Origin of the sequence: Microbacterium sp. zg.B48 (assembly GCF_024623505.1) — a bacterium.
In the GTDB taxonomy this organism is placed as follows: Bacteria; Actinomycetota; Actinomycetes; order Actinomycetales; family Microbacteriaceae; genus Microbacterium.
Window position 1 is genome coordinate 101,713 of sequence record NZ_JANJFE010000020.1, and the last position, 13,395, is coordinate 115,107.

At 68.2% G+C, this 13,395-nt stretch carries 12 protein-coding genes; 10 read left to right on the forward strand and 2 right to left on the reverse strand.

Going from position 1 to position 13,395, the window contains the following annotated elements; genetic code table 11:
- Positions 1 to 79: 79 nt before the first annotated feature.
- From NQ152_RS16535 to NQ152_RS16580, 10 genes are all read left to right on the forward strand, one after another.
- Positions 80 to 874 carry a biotin--[acetyl-CoA-carboxylase] ligase gene (locus NQ152_RS16535; protein WP_257524766.1) on the forward strand — a complete coding sequence of 265 codons (795 nt, stop codon included), beginning with the start codon at positions 80 to 82 and terminating at the stop codon, positions 872 to 874.
- 50 nt (positions 875 to 924) lie between these two features.
- Positions 925 to 1,488: a PH domain-containing protein gene (locus NQ152_RS16540; RefSeq protein WP_257502948.1), complete on the forward strand. Its 564-nt coding sequence runs from the start codon at positions 925 to 927 to the stop codon at positions 1,486 to 1,488.
- A gap of 231 nt (positions 1,489 to 1,719) precedes the next feature.
- Positions 1,720 to 2,856, forward strand: a complete 1,137-nt coding sequence (locus tag NQ152_RS16545; protein ID WP_257502947.1) for a 5-(carboxyamino)imidazole ribonucleotide synthase — start codon at positions 1,720 to 1,722, stop codon at positions 2,854 to 2,856.
- A gap of 151 nt (positions 2,857 to 3,007) precedes the next feature.
- Complete coding sequence (purE, locus tag NQ152_RS16550; protein ID WP_257524785.1) at positions 3,008 to 3,475, forward strand: 5-(carboxyamino)imidazole ribonucleotide mutase; 468 nt, start codon at positions 3,008 to 3,010, stop codon at positions 3,473 to 3,475.
- The gene (locus NQ152_RS16555) at positions 3,472 to 4,950 is read left to right on the forward strand and encodes an LCP family protein (RefSeq protein WP_257524767.1); all 1,479 of its coding nucleotides are present in this window, start codon (positions 3,472 to 3,474) and stop codon (positions 4,948 to 4,950) included. The genes purE and NQ152_RS16555 overlap by 4 nt, the downstream gene beginning before the upstream one ends.
- A 5-nt stretch (positions 4,951 to 4,955) precedes the next feature.
- A complete protein-coding gene (locus NQ152_RS16560) occupies positions 4,956 to 6,059 on the forward strand; it encodes a glycosyltransferase (RefSeq protein WP_257524768.1) in 1,104 nt (367 codons plus the stop codon).
- Positions 6,060 to 6,150: 91 nt separating this feature from the next.
- Positions 6,151 to 8,565, forward strand: coding sequence for a VCBS repeat-containing protein (locus NQ152_RS16565; protein WP_257502944.1), 2,415 nt, complete (start codon positions 6,151 to 6,153; stop codon positions 8,563 to 8,565).
- 107 nt (positions 8,566 to 8,672) lie between these two features.
- The gene (locus NQ152_RS16570) at positions 8,673 to 9,575 is read left to right on the forward strand and encodes an ABC transporter permease (protein ID WP_257502943.1); all 903 of its coding nucleotides are present in this window, start codon (positions 8,673 to 8,675) and stop codon (positions 9,573 to 9,575) included.
- Complete coding sequence (locus tag NQ152_RS16575; protein ID WP_257502942.1) at positions 9,572 to 10,318, forward strand: ABC transporter ATP-binding protein; 747 nt, start codon at positions 9,572 to 9,574, stop codon at positions 10,316 to 10,318. The genes NQ152_RS16570 and NQ152_RS16575 overlap by 4 nt, the downstream gene beginning before the upstream one ends.
- A 47-nt stretch (positions 10,319 to 10,365) precedes the next feature.
- Positions 10,366 to 12,270: a DUF6541 family protein gene (locus tag NQ152_RS16580; RefSeq protein WP_257524769.1), complete on the forward strand. Its 1,905-nt coding sequence runs from the start codon at positions 10,366 to 10,368 to the stop codon at positions 12,268 to 12,270.
- On the opposite strand, the gene NQ152_RS16585 is transcribed toward NQ152_RS16580, so the two are convergent.
- Together NQ152_RS16585 and NQ152_RS16590 are read right to left on the reverse strand one after the other, a co-directional pair.
- Positions 12,267 to 12,656, reverse strand: a complete 390-nt coding sequence (locus tag NQ152_RS16585) for a DUF2304 domain-containing protein (RefSeq protein ID WP_257524770.1) — start codon at positions 12,654 to 12,656, stop codon at positions 12,267 to 12,269. The genes NQ152_RS16580 and NQ152_RS16585 overlap by 4 nt on opposite strands.
- Positions 12,656 to 13,357: a glycosyltransferase family 2 protein gene (locus NQ152_RS16590; protein WP_257524771.1), complete on the reverse strand. Its 702-nt coding sequence runs from the start codon at positions 13,355 to 13,357 to the stop codon at positions 12,656 to 12,658. The genes NQ152_RS16585 and NQ152_RS16590 overlap by 1 nt, the downstream gene beginning before the upstream one ends.
- Positions 13,358 to 13,395 lie beyond the last annotated feature (38 nt).

Below are 13,395 nucleotides of genomic sequence, written 5' to 3' on the forward strand. Positions count from 1 at the left end.
TCCTCGGCGGGTGAGTGCGGCCGGCGCGTCGTCGGCGGTCCCGATTCCGCCGGGTGGCGAGCGTGCGTAGGGTGAGCCCATGTCGATTCCGCTTTCCGGATACCCCCGCGCGGCGGCCGTCTCGCCGCGTCTCCAAGTCGTCGAATCCACCGATTCGACCAACGCCGACCTCGTGCGGATGGTGACCGAGGATCCTGCGCAGTGGCCGCACCTGTCGGTTCTGCTGACCACTGACCAGCGCTCCGGACGGGGGCGGCTGGGCCGCACCTGGACGATCCCCGCCGGTACCGGCCTGGCGGTCTCGGTGCTGGTGGGCGTCGTCGACCTGCCGATGCCGTCACGGGCGTGGATCCCGCTCATCGCCGGTGCGGCCATGACGCGAGCGGTGCTGAACCAGCTGCGCGGCACCGGCCACACCGCGGGCCTGAAATGGCCCAACGACGTCCAGCTGGACGGGGGCAAGCTCTGCGGCATCCTGGCCGAGGTGGTGCCCGGCCGCCCGGGTGCGGTGGTGATCGGCGCAGGCGTGAACACGCGCATGACGCGGGTGGACCTGCCCGTCGACACCGCGACGTCCTTCGCCAACGTGGGACTGGAGGCGGACGAGGACCGGCTGCTGGCCGACTACCTCGTCGCGCTCGACACGCAGCTGACCGCGCTGAGCCTCGCCCACGGCGACGCGTCCGTGGCGGGCATCCGTGCCGAGATCGAGGCGCTGTGCACGACGCTCGGGTCGGACGTGGTCGTCTCGCTGCCGGATGGAACGAAGCTGCACGGCCGCGCCCAGCGGATCGATCAGGACGGCCGGCTCGTCGTCGTCGACGGCGACATCGAAACGCCCGTCTCGGCCGGAGACGTCGTCCACGTGCGCTGAGTCTGGGCGTGGCAGCCCGGAGTGTCGCCGGCCCGCACCAGAATAGAACCATGACCCAGCCGACCACGTTTGGCGGCAGATCGCCGATGGTCGTCCCCGGCGTGCCGACGCCCGAGCTGCGCATCGCCCGGTTCCGCGGGCACGCCCGCGGACTGACCTGGTCTGCCCTGATCCTGGTCGCCGTCGCCGGAGCGGTGGGCTACTTCTACGGCAACCTCCCCGCTCCGTTCGAGGACTGGATGCTGTTGACCGCCGCCGCGGCCATCGTGCTGTTCCTGGTGCTGCTGCCGTACCTGTCCTGGTGGGCGCATGTGTACACGATCACGACCCGTCGCGTCATCGAGCGATCGGGGATCGTCGGCGCGCACCGGCGTGAGCTGAGCCACGTGCGCGGGTACACGGTGCAGGAGCGCCGCGGCATCCTGCAGCGCATGTGGGGAGCTGGCACCCTGGTGCTCAGCAACGGCGTGGACCAGCCGCTGCGGCTGGCGAACATCCCGAGCGTCGCGCTGGTGCACGAGGCCCTGGTCGATCAGGTGGAGGTCAACCAGATCCTCGCGCACCGCGATGCCCAGGCACTGCCCCCGGCCCCCGCCGAGCACCCCGGCGCCTGACCCGCTCCCTTGCGCCTTCGCGCGCCTCGCCCCTGCGCGCTCCCTGTCGCCTTCGCGCGCCTCGCCCCTGCGCGCTCCCTGTTCACTTGCCCTGTGTGTACGGCAACCGAGCGCTTCGGCGTACATCCAGGGCAAGTGAACACCAGGGATGCCGCATGCCCGCCGGACGGGATCCTGGGCGGCGCCGGTGTGCGCGATGATGGGACCGGAACAGGCGACGAAAGGATCCCCATGACGTTGCGAGTCGGAGTCATCGGCGGCGGCCAGCTGGCCCGCATGATGATCGCCCCCGCGGTCGAGATCGGCATCGACCTGCGCGTGCTGGCAGAGCAGGACGGAATGGCGGCGTCGCTCGCGGCCACGGCCGTCGGCGACTACCGCGACGCGGCGACCGTGCTCGCATTCGCCCGCGACGTCGACGTGGTCACGTTCGACCATGAGCACGTGCCGCAGGACGTCCTCGCCGCGCTCGTCGCGGCCGGGGTGACGGTGCGGCCCGGTCCCGACCCGCTGCGGTACGCGCAGGACAAGCTCCTCATGCGCGCGCGTCTCCAGGAGCTGGGCATGCCGCAGCCGGAATGGGCCGCGGTCTTCAACGCCGCAGAGCTGCAGAGCTTCCTCGACGCCCACGGCGGGCGCGCCGTCGTCAAGACGCCGCGCGGCGGATACGACGGCAAGGGCGTCCGCGTGGTGTCGGCGGGCACGGAAGCCGAGGACTGGTTCACGGCCCTCGCCGAGGACGCCCGCGGGGGCGCTCTGCTGGCCGAAGAGCTCGTCGACTTCTCCCGTGAGCTCGCGCAGCAGGTCGCGCGGCGCCCGTCGGGGCAGATGCGCGCCTATCCGGTCGTGGAGACCGTGCAGCGTGACGGCGTCTGCGCCGAGGTCATCGCGCCCGCACCGCACGGCGCCGGCCGGCTCTCGCAGGTCGCCTCGCGGATCGGGCTCGGCATCGCCGAGGGCCTGGATGTCACCGGGATGCTGGCCGTGGAGCTGTTCGAGACGACCGACGAGCGGCTGCTGGTGAACGAGCTGGCCATGCGCCCGCACAACAGCGGGCATTGGACCCAGGACGGCGCCGTCACCAGCCAGTTCGAGCAGCACCTGCGCGCGGTGCTTGACCTTCCGCTGGGCGATGCCGAACCGAGCGCCGACTGGTCGGTGATGGTCAACATCCTCGGCGGCCCGGAGTCGGACAGCCTGGACCAGCGCTTCGCCGCGGTCATGGAGGCGTACCCGGCTGCGAAGGTGCACACCTACGGCAAAGCGCCCCGACCGGGCCGCAAGGTCGGACATGTCACCGCCGTCGGCGACGATCTCGACGAGGTTGCATTCGAGGCGCGCGCCGCGGCATCCTTCTTCGAGGATTGACGCAAACCGCGCGGCGCGGTCGGCGCGGGGTTCTCGAGAACCGGCTGACCCAAGGACCGCGCCGTTGCGGGGTTCTTCCAGCCTTCAGCCCTAGCCTGGTCGGGTGTCCCAGCCGCTGCATTCCTCCAACGCGCCCCTGGTCGGCGTCGTGATGGGCTCCGATTCGGATTGGCGGGTCATGAGCGACGCGTCGCAGATCCTCACCGACTTCGACGTGCCGCACGAGGTGGAGGTCGTCTCGGCCCACCGCACGCCCGACAAGCTCATCCGCTACGGTCGTGACGCCCGCGGCCGCGGCCTCCGCGCGATCATCGCCGGCGCCGGCGGGGCTGCGCACCTGCCCGGGATGCTGGCCTCGGTGACCGCCCTTCCGGTCATCGGCGTGCCCGTGCCGCTGGCGACGCTCGACGGGCTGGATTCGCTCCTGAGCATCGTGCAGATGCCGGCCGGGATCCCGGTCGCCACCGTCTCCATCGGCGGGGCCAAGAACGCCGCGCTGCTGGCCGTGCGGATCCTCGGGACGACGGATGCCGCGCTGGCCGTGCGGATCGAGGACTACGCCCGGGAGCTGGAGTCCCAGGTGGAGGACAAGAACCGGCGGCTCAAGGAGTCCTTGTGAGTGTGGCCAGCCCGCCACGCCCGGCCCCCTCCCGGGCGGCTTCGGCGAAGATCGTCGAAGACCGTCCGATGCGCTATCCCGACACCGCTTCGCGCGCAGTGATGACGCGACGCGGCTGGTGGCTGGTCCTGCTGAATTTCCTCCTTCCCGGATCCGCGCAGGCGGTCGCCGGCAATCGTCGTCTCGGCAGGGTCGGCCTCGGAGCGACCGTCGCGATGTGGGTGCTGGTCGTCGTGGGCGCTCTGGTCGCGCTGCTGTGGCCGACCGCGGCCTTCACCCTGGTCACCGGCGCATGGCTTCCCGAGTGGCTGGCGCTGCTGCGGCCCGTGCCGCTGCTGCTGATCCAGGGCCTGGTGATCGCGTACGGCATCCTCTGGGTGGTCCTGACCGTCGACACGCTGCGCCTGGTGCGGCTCGTCAAGACCGGTTCCGGCGCACGCGTCGGGATCGCCGCTGTCGCAGTGGCGCTTCTGGTGCTCTCCACGGGAGCCGCCGCCTATGCCGCCAACGTCGCCGGCACGGTGCGCGAGACCCTCGGCAGCATCTTCGTCGCGACCGGGCCGTCGGTACCGCCCAGCGACGGGTACTACAACATCCTGCTGCTCGGAGCGGACAGCGGCGAAGGCCGTGACTCGATGCGGTTCGACAGCATCTCGGTGGTGTCGGTCAACGCCGAGACGGGTGCGACGACGATCACCGGCATCCCGCGCGACATGCCGCGCTTCCCCTTCGCACCCGGCCCGATGCAGGACCGCTACCCGAACGGCCACGAAGGCCACGCGGACCCGTCCTGCGGGTGGGGGAGCGGCGTGAACCAGTTGCGCACCGAGGTCGAGGTGTGCCAGGACGGGAACGCCCTGTATCCGGATGCTGTCGCCAACAGCTCCGAGCCCGGCATCGAGGCGACCAAAGACGCCGCGGAGGGCATCCTGGGCATCGAGATCCCGTACTACGTGTTCGTGGACATGCACGGCTTCGCAGCGCTCATCGACGCGCTCGGTGGGGTGGACATCACCGTGGCGGAGCGCCTGCCCAAGGGCGGCGGACCGGCGTACGCGGGTCAGCCCGCCGACGAGTGGGCGATCGGCTGGATCGAGGCCGGCGCGCAGCACATGGATGGCGACACGGCCCAGTGGTACGCCCGGTCGCGCTACACGACCGACGACTTCGATCGCATGAAGCGCCAGCGGCAGCTGCAGGAGGCGATTCTGGCGCAGTTCACGCCGCAGACGGTGCTGACCCGGTTCCAGGACGTCGCCACCGCGGGACAGGACCTCATCCAGACCGACCTGCCGCAGTCGATGCTGCCCTTCCTCGCCGATCTCGCGCTCAAGGCGAAGGAGCAGCCGGTGACGACCATCGAACTCACCCCCGCCAGCGGCATCGACGAGTACGACCCGGACTACCCCTACATCCAGGAGCTCGTGCGGCTCGCCCTGCATCCGCCCACGCAGACGCCCACACCCGAAGGCTGAGCCGCATGACCGCAACGCTCCGGGTGATGCTCGACCAGCTGGTCGCGCCGACCGACCCCGATCTGGCCACCGCCGCCCGCGAACTCACCCGCGGACTCGTCGCCGGCACGCCCGCCGGCTGCGAGGTGCAGGGCATCGCGCCCGCCGGACCCACGGACCGGCCGGTCGAGATCCCCGGGCTCGTCGGCGTGCGCCGCACGGCGCTGGCACGGCGGGAGCTTGCCGCCGCCCTGCAGTTCGGCCTGGCGACCGGTATCGGCGGGGGGATGATCCACTCCCCGACGCTGCTGGCGCCCCTGGTGCGTCACGATCGGGTGCACGAGAACGATCAGACCGTCGTGACCATCTGGGATCTGGGACCCTGGGAGGCCCCCGCCGACTGGCCCAAGCCCATCGTCTCGTGGCATCGCGCGATGCTCAAGCGCGCCGTCAAGCACGCCGACGCGGTGGTCGTTCCGACGCACTCGATGGCAGTGCGGCTGGGCGAGATCGCGAAGCTCGGCGAACGGATCAGGGTCATCGCGGGCGCCGCGCCGGCCGGGTTCGCCGTGCCGAGTGACGAGGTCGGGCGGCGCCGGCAGCTCGATCTCCCGGACGGATTCGTCCTGCTCGCCGGCCAGGCTGCTCCCCGCGACGCGCTGGCAGCGGGTTTGGATGCCGTTGGCCATGCAGCGCTGGATCTGCCGGTCGTGGTCATCGGCGCCGGCGAAGGGGAGGAACCGGCGATCGCCGACCTCGCCGCGGCTGCGGGCATCCCCGAGCGCAATCTCCACGTGCGCGGCGTCCTGTCCGCCGAGGATCGTGCCGCGGTGTTCGGTGGCGCGGTGGTCTTCGTCGCCCCCGCGCACGGCAGCGCGTTCCCCTGGCGGATCCTGGAGGCACTGGCCCTCGGGGTGCCGGTGGTGGCGGCATCCTCGCCGATCCATGACGAGCTGGTCGTGGACGGCGGGATGCTGGTTCCGGCCGACGGCTTGGCCGACGCGCTCGGCCGGGCGCTGGGATCTGCCGCGTCGGTGGAACGTCTCGGGGTGCTGGCGGCGGACCGCGGCCGTGCCTATTCGTGGCGCGAGTCTGCCGACCGGGTCTGGCAGCTGCACGCCGACTTGTAGACCGCCGCGAAACGTCTGACTTGCGCGTGTCGGTAGTGGTGGTTTCCAGAAAACTTTGGTATTCATCTGCAACTTCAGTCACACTGGTCACATGACGACGGTTGCTTCCCCCCGATCCAGAGCGCGTGCCGTGACCTTGGCCGTGAGCTGGGCCGCGACCGCCGCACTCGTCCTGGGCATGATCAGCGCCGGCAGCGGGGCCGCCGTGGCGCAGCCCGCACCCGCCGCGGCCACCGTCGCGCAGGGTCCGGTCAAGACCGCTGATCTGTCGAAGTTCCAGCCCGGGCACATCATCAGCGACGCGGCATTCTTCGACAAGGGCACGATGTCCGAAGCTCAGATCCAGGCCTTCCTGCAGGCCAAGGTGCCCAACTGCCAGTCCGGATACATCTGTCTGAAGGACTGGTACGACACCTCGCGCACGACCGCAGCGGATGCGATGTGCGGAGCGTACTCCGGCGGCACGCGCGAGCGGGCATCCACGATCATCTACAAGGTCGCGCAGGCGTGCGGGATCAATCCCCAGGTGCTGATCGTGATGCTTCAGAAAGAGCAGGGTCTGGTCAACCACACCTGGCCCAGCGACTGGCGCTACACGATCGCGATGGGACAGGGTTGTCCCGACACCGCGGCGTGTGACACCCGGTACTACGGCTTCTTCAATCAGATGTACGGCGCGGCGTGGCAGCTGAAGCGCTATGCCAACCCGGCAGGGACGAGCCAGTACTTCACCTGGTACGCGCCCGGAAAGACATGGAACGTTCGCTGGCACCCGAACGAGGCATGCGGCTCGTCGCCCGTGTACATCCAGAACCAGGCCACGGCCAACCTCTACTACTACACGCCCTATCAGCCGAACGCGGCGGCCATCCGCGCCGGCTACGGCGAGGGTGACGGCTGCTCGAGCTACGGCAACCGCAACTTCTATCAGTACTTCACGGACTGGTTCGGCTCGACGCCGCTGCCGACCGTCGCCTCCGTGGATTCGTCTGCGCACGTCACCGCTCTCGATTCCAGCGGAACTCTCTGGGCCTACCCGTTCGCGGCCGGTGGATCCTGGGGCACGCCGATCAAGGTGGCCTCGATGCCCGACGCGCGACGCGCCCTCGCGGTCGGCGACCTGGACGGCGATGGCCATCGCGACGTGATCGGTGTGAGCGCCGGCGGCATGACAACCCTGTACCTCAGTGACGGAGGAACCACGTACGGCCGAACCCGCCCGCTGGGCGCCGATTGGTCCGGGGCCGTGCTCGCCACAGCGGCCGGTGACTTCGACGGTGACGGCGCGCCGGATGCGTTCACGACGAACGGCGTCGGCGACCTGCTGCTCTGGCGCAACACGGGAGCCGGCCGGCTGCGGGCACCCATCGTGGTCGGCACCGGATGGGGCGGCATGAGTCTGCTCTCCGGGGGCGCTGACATGGATGGCGACGGCGCGCCCGACCTCGTCGCTCGGCACAGCAACGGCAACCTGTACCTGTACACCGGCAACGGTTCGGGCAGCTGGCGAGGATCGACGCAGATCGGCAGCAACTGGTGGGGGATGACGGCTGTCTTCAGCCCCGGTGACTTCTCCGGCGATGGCGTGCGCGACATCTTGGCACGCGACACCGCGGGGGGCCTCTGGCACTACTACGGTGCGGGGGGCGGGCGCATCGCCGGCGGAACCCGGGTGGGGAACGGCTGGAGTGGAATGGTCGATATCGCGGGCACCGGACCTGACACGGCGAACGTCCGGGTGTTCCCGGCGGGTGCCGGTGACGTGGACGGTGACAGGGCTCGGGACGTCCTCGCCCTGACTGAGGGCGGCCAGTTGCTCGCGTACCGAGGTGACGGAACGGGCGGTTGGCGCGGATCGAGCGCCATCGAAGGCGTATGGCCCATCGGAAGTCGGCTGGTGACGATGGGCGACTTCTCAGGGGACGGCGCAGCAGATCTGGGGCGCGTGCTCGCCGACGGCACCTTCGAACTGCTCAAAGGGCGCGGCGACAGCACCTACGAGGCTCCGATCGCGATCGGCAACGGATGGAGCTCAATAGGTCTCCTGGTCGGCGGCGTCGACTTTGACGGGGACCGCAACGTCGACGTCGTCGGGCGCGACGCATCGGGCAACCTGGTGATGTACCGCGGCGACGGAGTCGGTGGTTGGCTCGGCGGCCTCACGACCGTCGGCAACGGCTGGGGCGGCGTGAACGCCTTGTTCTATGCGGGAGATTTCGACGGCGACAGCGCACCAGACATGATCGCTCGCCTGGCTGACGGCGCCCTCTGGCTCTATCCGGGCTCAGGCTCGGGAGGATGGCGGACTCCCCGCGCGATCGGCGTCAACTGGTTCGGGTTCACGGCGATAATCGGCGCGGGCAACTTCGACGGAAGCGGTGGCCCCGACGTGCTTGCGCGCACCGCGGGCGGTCTGCTTTACCTCTACCGGGGCGACGGTCGTGGGGGCTGGCAGAGCGATGCGGTCATCGGACAGGGCTGGAATGGGATGATCCAGCTCGGCTGACCGAGATCGCGCGCCCGGTCGTTTGGCATCTACGGCGTCGGCGGCTGTCGTAGAATCGCAACCTGTGTGCGGAATGGGCCGCAACGTCTACCCCGATGAGTCGAGCAGTGTCCCAGATCCGAGATCCATTCGCGCAGGTGCCGCGCTCTGCCTTCGACGTGCCCGGAAAAGCAGGTGGCCTGCTCGACGTGTTCCGCTGGCATTATTTGCTGCGTCTGCTCGTCCGAACGGGCGTCACCACGCGCTATCGGAACTCGATCCTCGGCTGGACGTGGTCGTATGTGCGCCCCGCCGCGCAGTTTCTGGTGTTCTGGGTCGTGCTCGGGCTGTTCCTCAACCTCGAGCGCGGCATCTCCAATTACGCGATCTACCTCTTCTCGGGGATCGTGGTGATCAACCTCTTCAGCGAGGCGTTCAAGAACGCGACGACGTCGATCGTGGGCAACGCCCCTCTTGTGCGGAAGGTCTACCTGCCCCGGCAACTCTTCGCGGTGTCCGCAGTCATGGTGGCTTTCGTCCACTTTCTTCCGCAGGTCGGGCTGCTGCTCATCGTCTGCCTGTTTCTGGGGTGGACAGCCCACATCTCGATCCTGTCCGTCCTCGCCGTCCTGGCAGGAGCCCTGCTGGTCATGGTGTTCGCCCTCGGGCTCGGGCTGCTGTTCGGCGCCATGAACGTTCGCTACCGCGACGCGGAGAACATCGTGGAACTTCTCCTCCTGCTGGCCACCTGGGCGTCGCCTGTCCTGTATTCGTGGGTCATGGTCAAGGAGGCGATACACCAGCTGGGCTGGCCCTCCTGGCTGCTCGAGGTGTATCTCCTGAACCCCATCACGCAGGCCGTCGAACTTTTCCATTTCGCGTTCTGGTACCCGGTGACTGAGACGACGCTTGCGCTTCCCCCGGGCCTGGCGGTCAACACCCTGTGGACATTCCTGATCGCGATCGTCGTCCTGCTGATCGGTCAGGCGGTCTTCCGCCGCCTTGAGGGAAGGTTTGCGCAGGACCTATGAGCACTCAGGCCGTCACCGAACAGCGACCGAGCATCATCGTCGCAGACGTTCACAAGACATTCACCCTCAATCACGCGTTCTCTCTCAAGGACACGATCGTCTCGTGGATCCGTGGCCGGAAGCTCACAAGCCAGTTCGAGGCGTTGAAGGGCCTTGACCTCGTCATCAACGAGGGGGAATCCGTCGCGATCCTCGGCTTGAATGGCTCGGGCAAGTCAACGCTTCTCAAACTCGTCTCCGGCGTCATGCAGCCCGATGGCGGATCCGTGCTGACGCGTGGGCGAGTGGCTGGACTCATCGAAGTCGGAGCTGGGTTTCATCCCGAGTTGTCGGGTCGCGAGAACGTATTCCTCAACGCGGCGATCCTGGGAATGAGTCGGAAGGAGATCGAAGCGCGCTACGACGAGATCGTCGCATTCAGCGGCATCGAGCCCTTCATCGATCAAGAAGTCAAGCACTACTCGTCGGGTATGTTCATGCGACTTGCGTTCTCGGTCGCCATCCACGTCAACCTGGACATCCTCCTTGTCGACGAGATCCTCTCCGTCGGCGATGCGCCGTTCCGCGAGAAGTGCCGACTCAAGTTTCAGGAACTGATCCAAAGGCGCAAGACGCTCGTCGTGGTCAGTCACGACATGGAGATGGTGCGCGAGTTGTGTACGCGCGGAATCGTGATCAGCAAGGGGTCGGTGGTCTACGACGGCCCCGTCGAGGGAGCCATCGTCATCGTCGGCGCTGAGTGATGGGATGGGTCGCCGCATCCGGCGTCGTGCTGACAGCTGTTGGGTGGATGGTAGTTCCCGGACTCGCCTTCGGCATGGCAGCCAGGCTGCGCGGACTCGCCCTGGCCGCATTCGCGCCGGTCGCCAGTACGGCGATCCTTGCGACGATCGCGCTCTTGTTCGGGCTCTGCGGAATCCCCTGGTCGCCATGGACGGCCGCAGGTGCCGCTGCAGTGGTGGTGCTCGCAGTGTGGGGCTTCCGCGTCCTGGTTCGACCTTCACCTGTCGCGGCCCGCTGGCAGCCCGGGGCGCACTGGATTGTGCCGGCGGGTATCGCTGTCGGCACGGTGTTGGCCGCACTGCGGCTGGCGCTGTACATCGGCGAACCGCAAAACGTCTCTCAGACCAACGACGCAGTCTTCCATCTCAACGCGCTGCGATACATCCTCGAATCCGGTTCGGCATCGTCCCTCGACATCACCGGGATGCTGGACATATCGAGCTTCTATCCCGCAGCCTGGCATGCGCCAACTTCTCTGGTCGCGATGTCGACGGACGCCGACCTGGTCGTCGTCGCGAATGCGATGACCATCGTCATCGGTGCCCTGGTGTGGACATCGGGCATCGCCTGGTTGACGTCGGTGGCCACCGACGGCAACAGGCTGGCGGCGGCGGCAGCAGCGTCTCTCTCTGCGGCCCTGGTGGCCTTTCCGCTCCTGATGATCCAGTGGGGCGTGCTGTATCCGGCGCTGTTGGCGATCGCCTTGCTGCCCGCAGCTGTCGCCGCGGCGATTGATCTGCCCAGACGACTGAGGGGGTCCGAGCGGAACGCGCGAGACGCCGTCTGGGGTGCGCTGCTCATTTTGGTCGGTGTCGCCGCGGTGGCCCTCGCACATCCGTCGCTGCTGCTGGCGTGGGGGCTTCTCGTGGTGTCGTTTGCGGTGTGGTGGATCGGCGGCAGGTGGCGTAGCGCGACCCTACGCCAGCGTGCTGCCATGCTGATCGCGGCACTGGCGAGCGTGTTCGCGCTGGCGGCCGTCTGGTTCGTGATGGGCGGGCTCGTGACCGGCGAGTGGCCGCACTCGCGCGGCAGGATCCAGGCACTCGCCGATATCCTCATCAACAGCCAGCTCGGCTTCCCGGCCGCCTGGGGGGTCAGCATCCTGATGATCGTCGGGCTGATCGTGTGCGCGCGCGCACAGGCTCTGCGTTGGCTGGCGACGGCGTGGGTCCTCATCGCCTGTCTGTACTTCGTCGCCGTCGCCGTCGGCAACCCCGCGGTTCGCGCGATCACCGGACCGTTCTACGACGATCCGTACCGGATCGCGGCGCTAGTTCCCGTGGTGGTCATCCCCCTCGCCGGGATCGGGGTGTCGGCTGTCGCGACCTGGGCGCAGAACGTGCTGCGCGCGCGATCGAAGAAGGCACGCCGCCCGGACCCCGGCACGACGGCCGCCGCGTGGACCATCGGGGTCATGGCAGCCTTCGGCGCTGTCTCCCTCGCCGTGGCTCCGGTGATCCAGTGGCGCGACGTGTGGAGCGGTGCTGTGGACCATGCGACGTGGTATCAGATGGACGAGTCGTCGTACCTCAGTGTTGATGAGCTCGCTCTTTTGGAACGGTTGCCGCAGCGGGTGCCTGCCGACCAGCTCGTCCTGGGTAACCCTTCAACCGGAATGGCTTTCGGGTATGCGCTGGGTGAGCATGCCGTCTATCCCAAGACATGGCAGCCACCTCGGACGCAGGCCTACGAGGTGCTCGCGGGCAACCTCAATGCGGTGGCCACGGACCCGCTGGTCTGCCCTGCGCTCGATGCCATCGGCTCCCGGTACGTGCTGGACTTCGGTCCGGGCGACGCTGATTACGGACATTACGTCCTGCCCGGATTCACGGGTCTGGCGGAGGCCGACGGCTTTGAGCTCGTGGACCGCGAGGGTCAGGCATCCCTCTGGCGGGTCACAGCCTGCGACTAAGGCAGCGGCTCGGTATGCGGCGGTGCCGCGCTGTCGTCCTGGACGGAAGGCTGGCGCTCGCTCTCGCGCGCTTCCAGCAGGGCGATTCGACGCGCGAGCTGGGTGATGCGGCGGTTCTGCTCGACGTTGGTGCGGTACTGCGTGGCGATCACCACGAGCACGACCAGTACAAGGGCGTAGAGGAGGAGATCGGTTCCGCGGCCCACACCGATCAGCGACGCCACCCACGAAAGCCACTGTGGGAACAGCACCGAGAGCACCGCGACGATGACGAAGGCGAACAGCAGCAGACGTCGGATCGCGAGGTGACTGTCGCTGCCGGGGTTGCGGATCACCAGGAACCCGATGACCACGATCGCGACGATGAGGATGATCTGGATCAGCATCAGCGCACGACCAAGTCGACGAGGATGTTCACGGAGTTCAGCACGCTCTGACCCTTCGCCTTCGAATAGTCGGTGTAGAGGAGTTCGACGGGATACTCCGCCCACGGCAGTCCGGTGTTGCCGAGCTGGAGCACGATCTCCGTGGCATGCGCCATGCGGTCCTGCTTCAGCTGCACGTAGCGGGCCGCGTCCCTGCGAATGACCCGGAGGCCGTTGTGCGCGTCGGTCAACCGAAGGCCGGTCGTCTGGTTGGTGACCCACACGGCGGTCTTGAGGATGGCGTGTTTCATCCAGCCCGGCCGGGTGCGGTCATCCAGGAACCGCGACCCGAAAACGATGGCGAGGTCGGCGCGGCGCGCTTCTGCGACCATTCCGACGGCATCCTCCACGCGATGCTGGCCGTCCGCGTCGAAGGTCACGATATAGCGAGCAGACGGATGATCGAGCACGTACTCTATGCCCGTCTGCAGGGCTGCGCCCTGGCCGAGATTGACGGGATGCGACACGACGGTGGCCCCGGCTGCGCGGGCGGCGTCGGCCGAGCCGTCGGAGGATCCGTCGTCGACGCAGACAATGTGGCGGAACGATCTATTAAGGCCGGTGATGACCTCACCGATGACGGATGCCTCGTTGTAGAGCGGAATGACCACCCATGCCCCATCCTCGGGAGACGGCTCTCCCGAAGGGCCTTCAGTGCTCATCGTTCCATTCTTGCAGAGGCGGTAGACTCGACGTTGCA

Excerpts from the sequence above, each read along its gene's own strand:
- NQ152_RS16535 (WP_257524766.1), top strand. The coding sequence starts at position 80 with ATGTCGATTCCGCTTTCCGGATACCCCCGCGCGGCGGCCGTCTCGCCG.
- NQ152_RS16540 (WP_257502948.1), top strand. The coding sequence starts at position 925 with ATGACCCAGCCGACCACGTTTGGCGGCAGATCGCCGATGGTCGTCCCC.
- NQ152_RS16545 (WP_257502947.1), top strand. The coding sequence starts at position 1,720 with ATGACGTTGCGAGTCGGAGTCATCGGCGGCGGCCAGCTGGCCCGCATG.
- purE (WP_257524785.1), top strand. The coding sequence starts at position 3,008 with ATGGGCTCCGATTCGGATTGGCGGGTCATGAGCGACGCGTCGCAGATC.
- NQ152_RS16560 (WP_257524768.1), top strand. The coding sequence starts at position 4,956 with ATGACCGCAACGCTCCGGGTGATGCTCGACCAGCTGGTCGCGCCGACC.
- NQ152_RS16565 (WP_257502944.1), top strand. The coding sequence starts at position 6,151 with ATGACGACGGTTGCTTCCCCCCGATCCAGAGCGCGTGCCGTGACCTTG.
- NQ152_RS16575 (WP_257502942.1), top strand. The coding sequence starts at position 9,572 with ATGAGCACTCAGGCCGTCACCGAACAGCGACCGAGCATCATCGTCGCA.
- NQ152_RS16580 (WP_257524769.1), top strand. The coding sequence starts at position 10,366 with ATGGTAGTTCCCGGACTCGCCTTCGGCATGGCAGCCAGGCTGCGCGGA.
- NQ152_RS16585 (WP_257524770.1), bottom strand. The coding sequence starts at position 12,656 with ATGCTGATCCAGATCATCCTCATCGTCGCGATCGTGGTCATCGGGTTC.
- NQ152_RS16590 (WP_257524771.1), bottom strand. The coding sequence starts at position 13,357 with ATGAGCACTGAAGGCCCTTCGGGAGAGCCGTCTCCCGAGGATGGGGCA.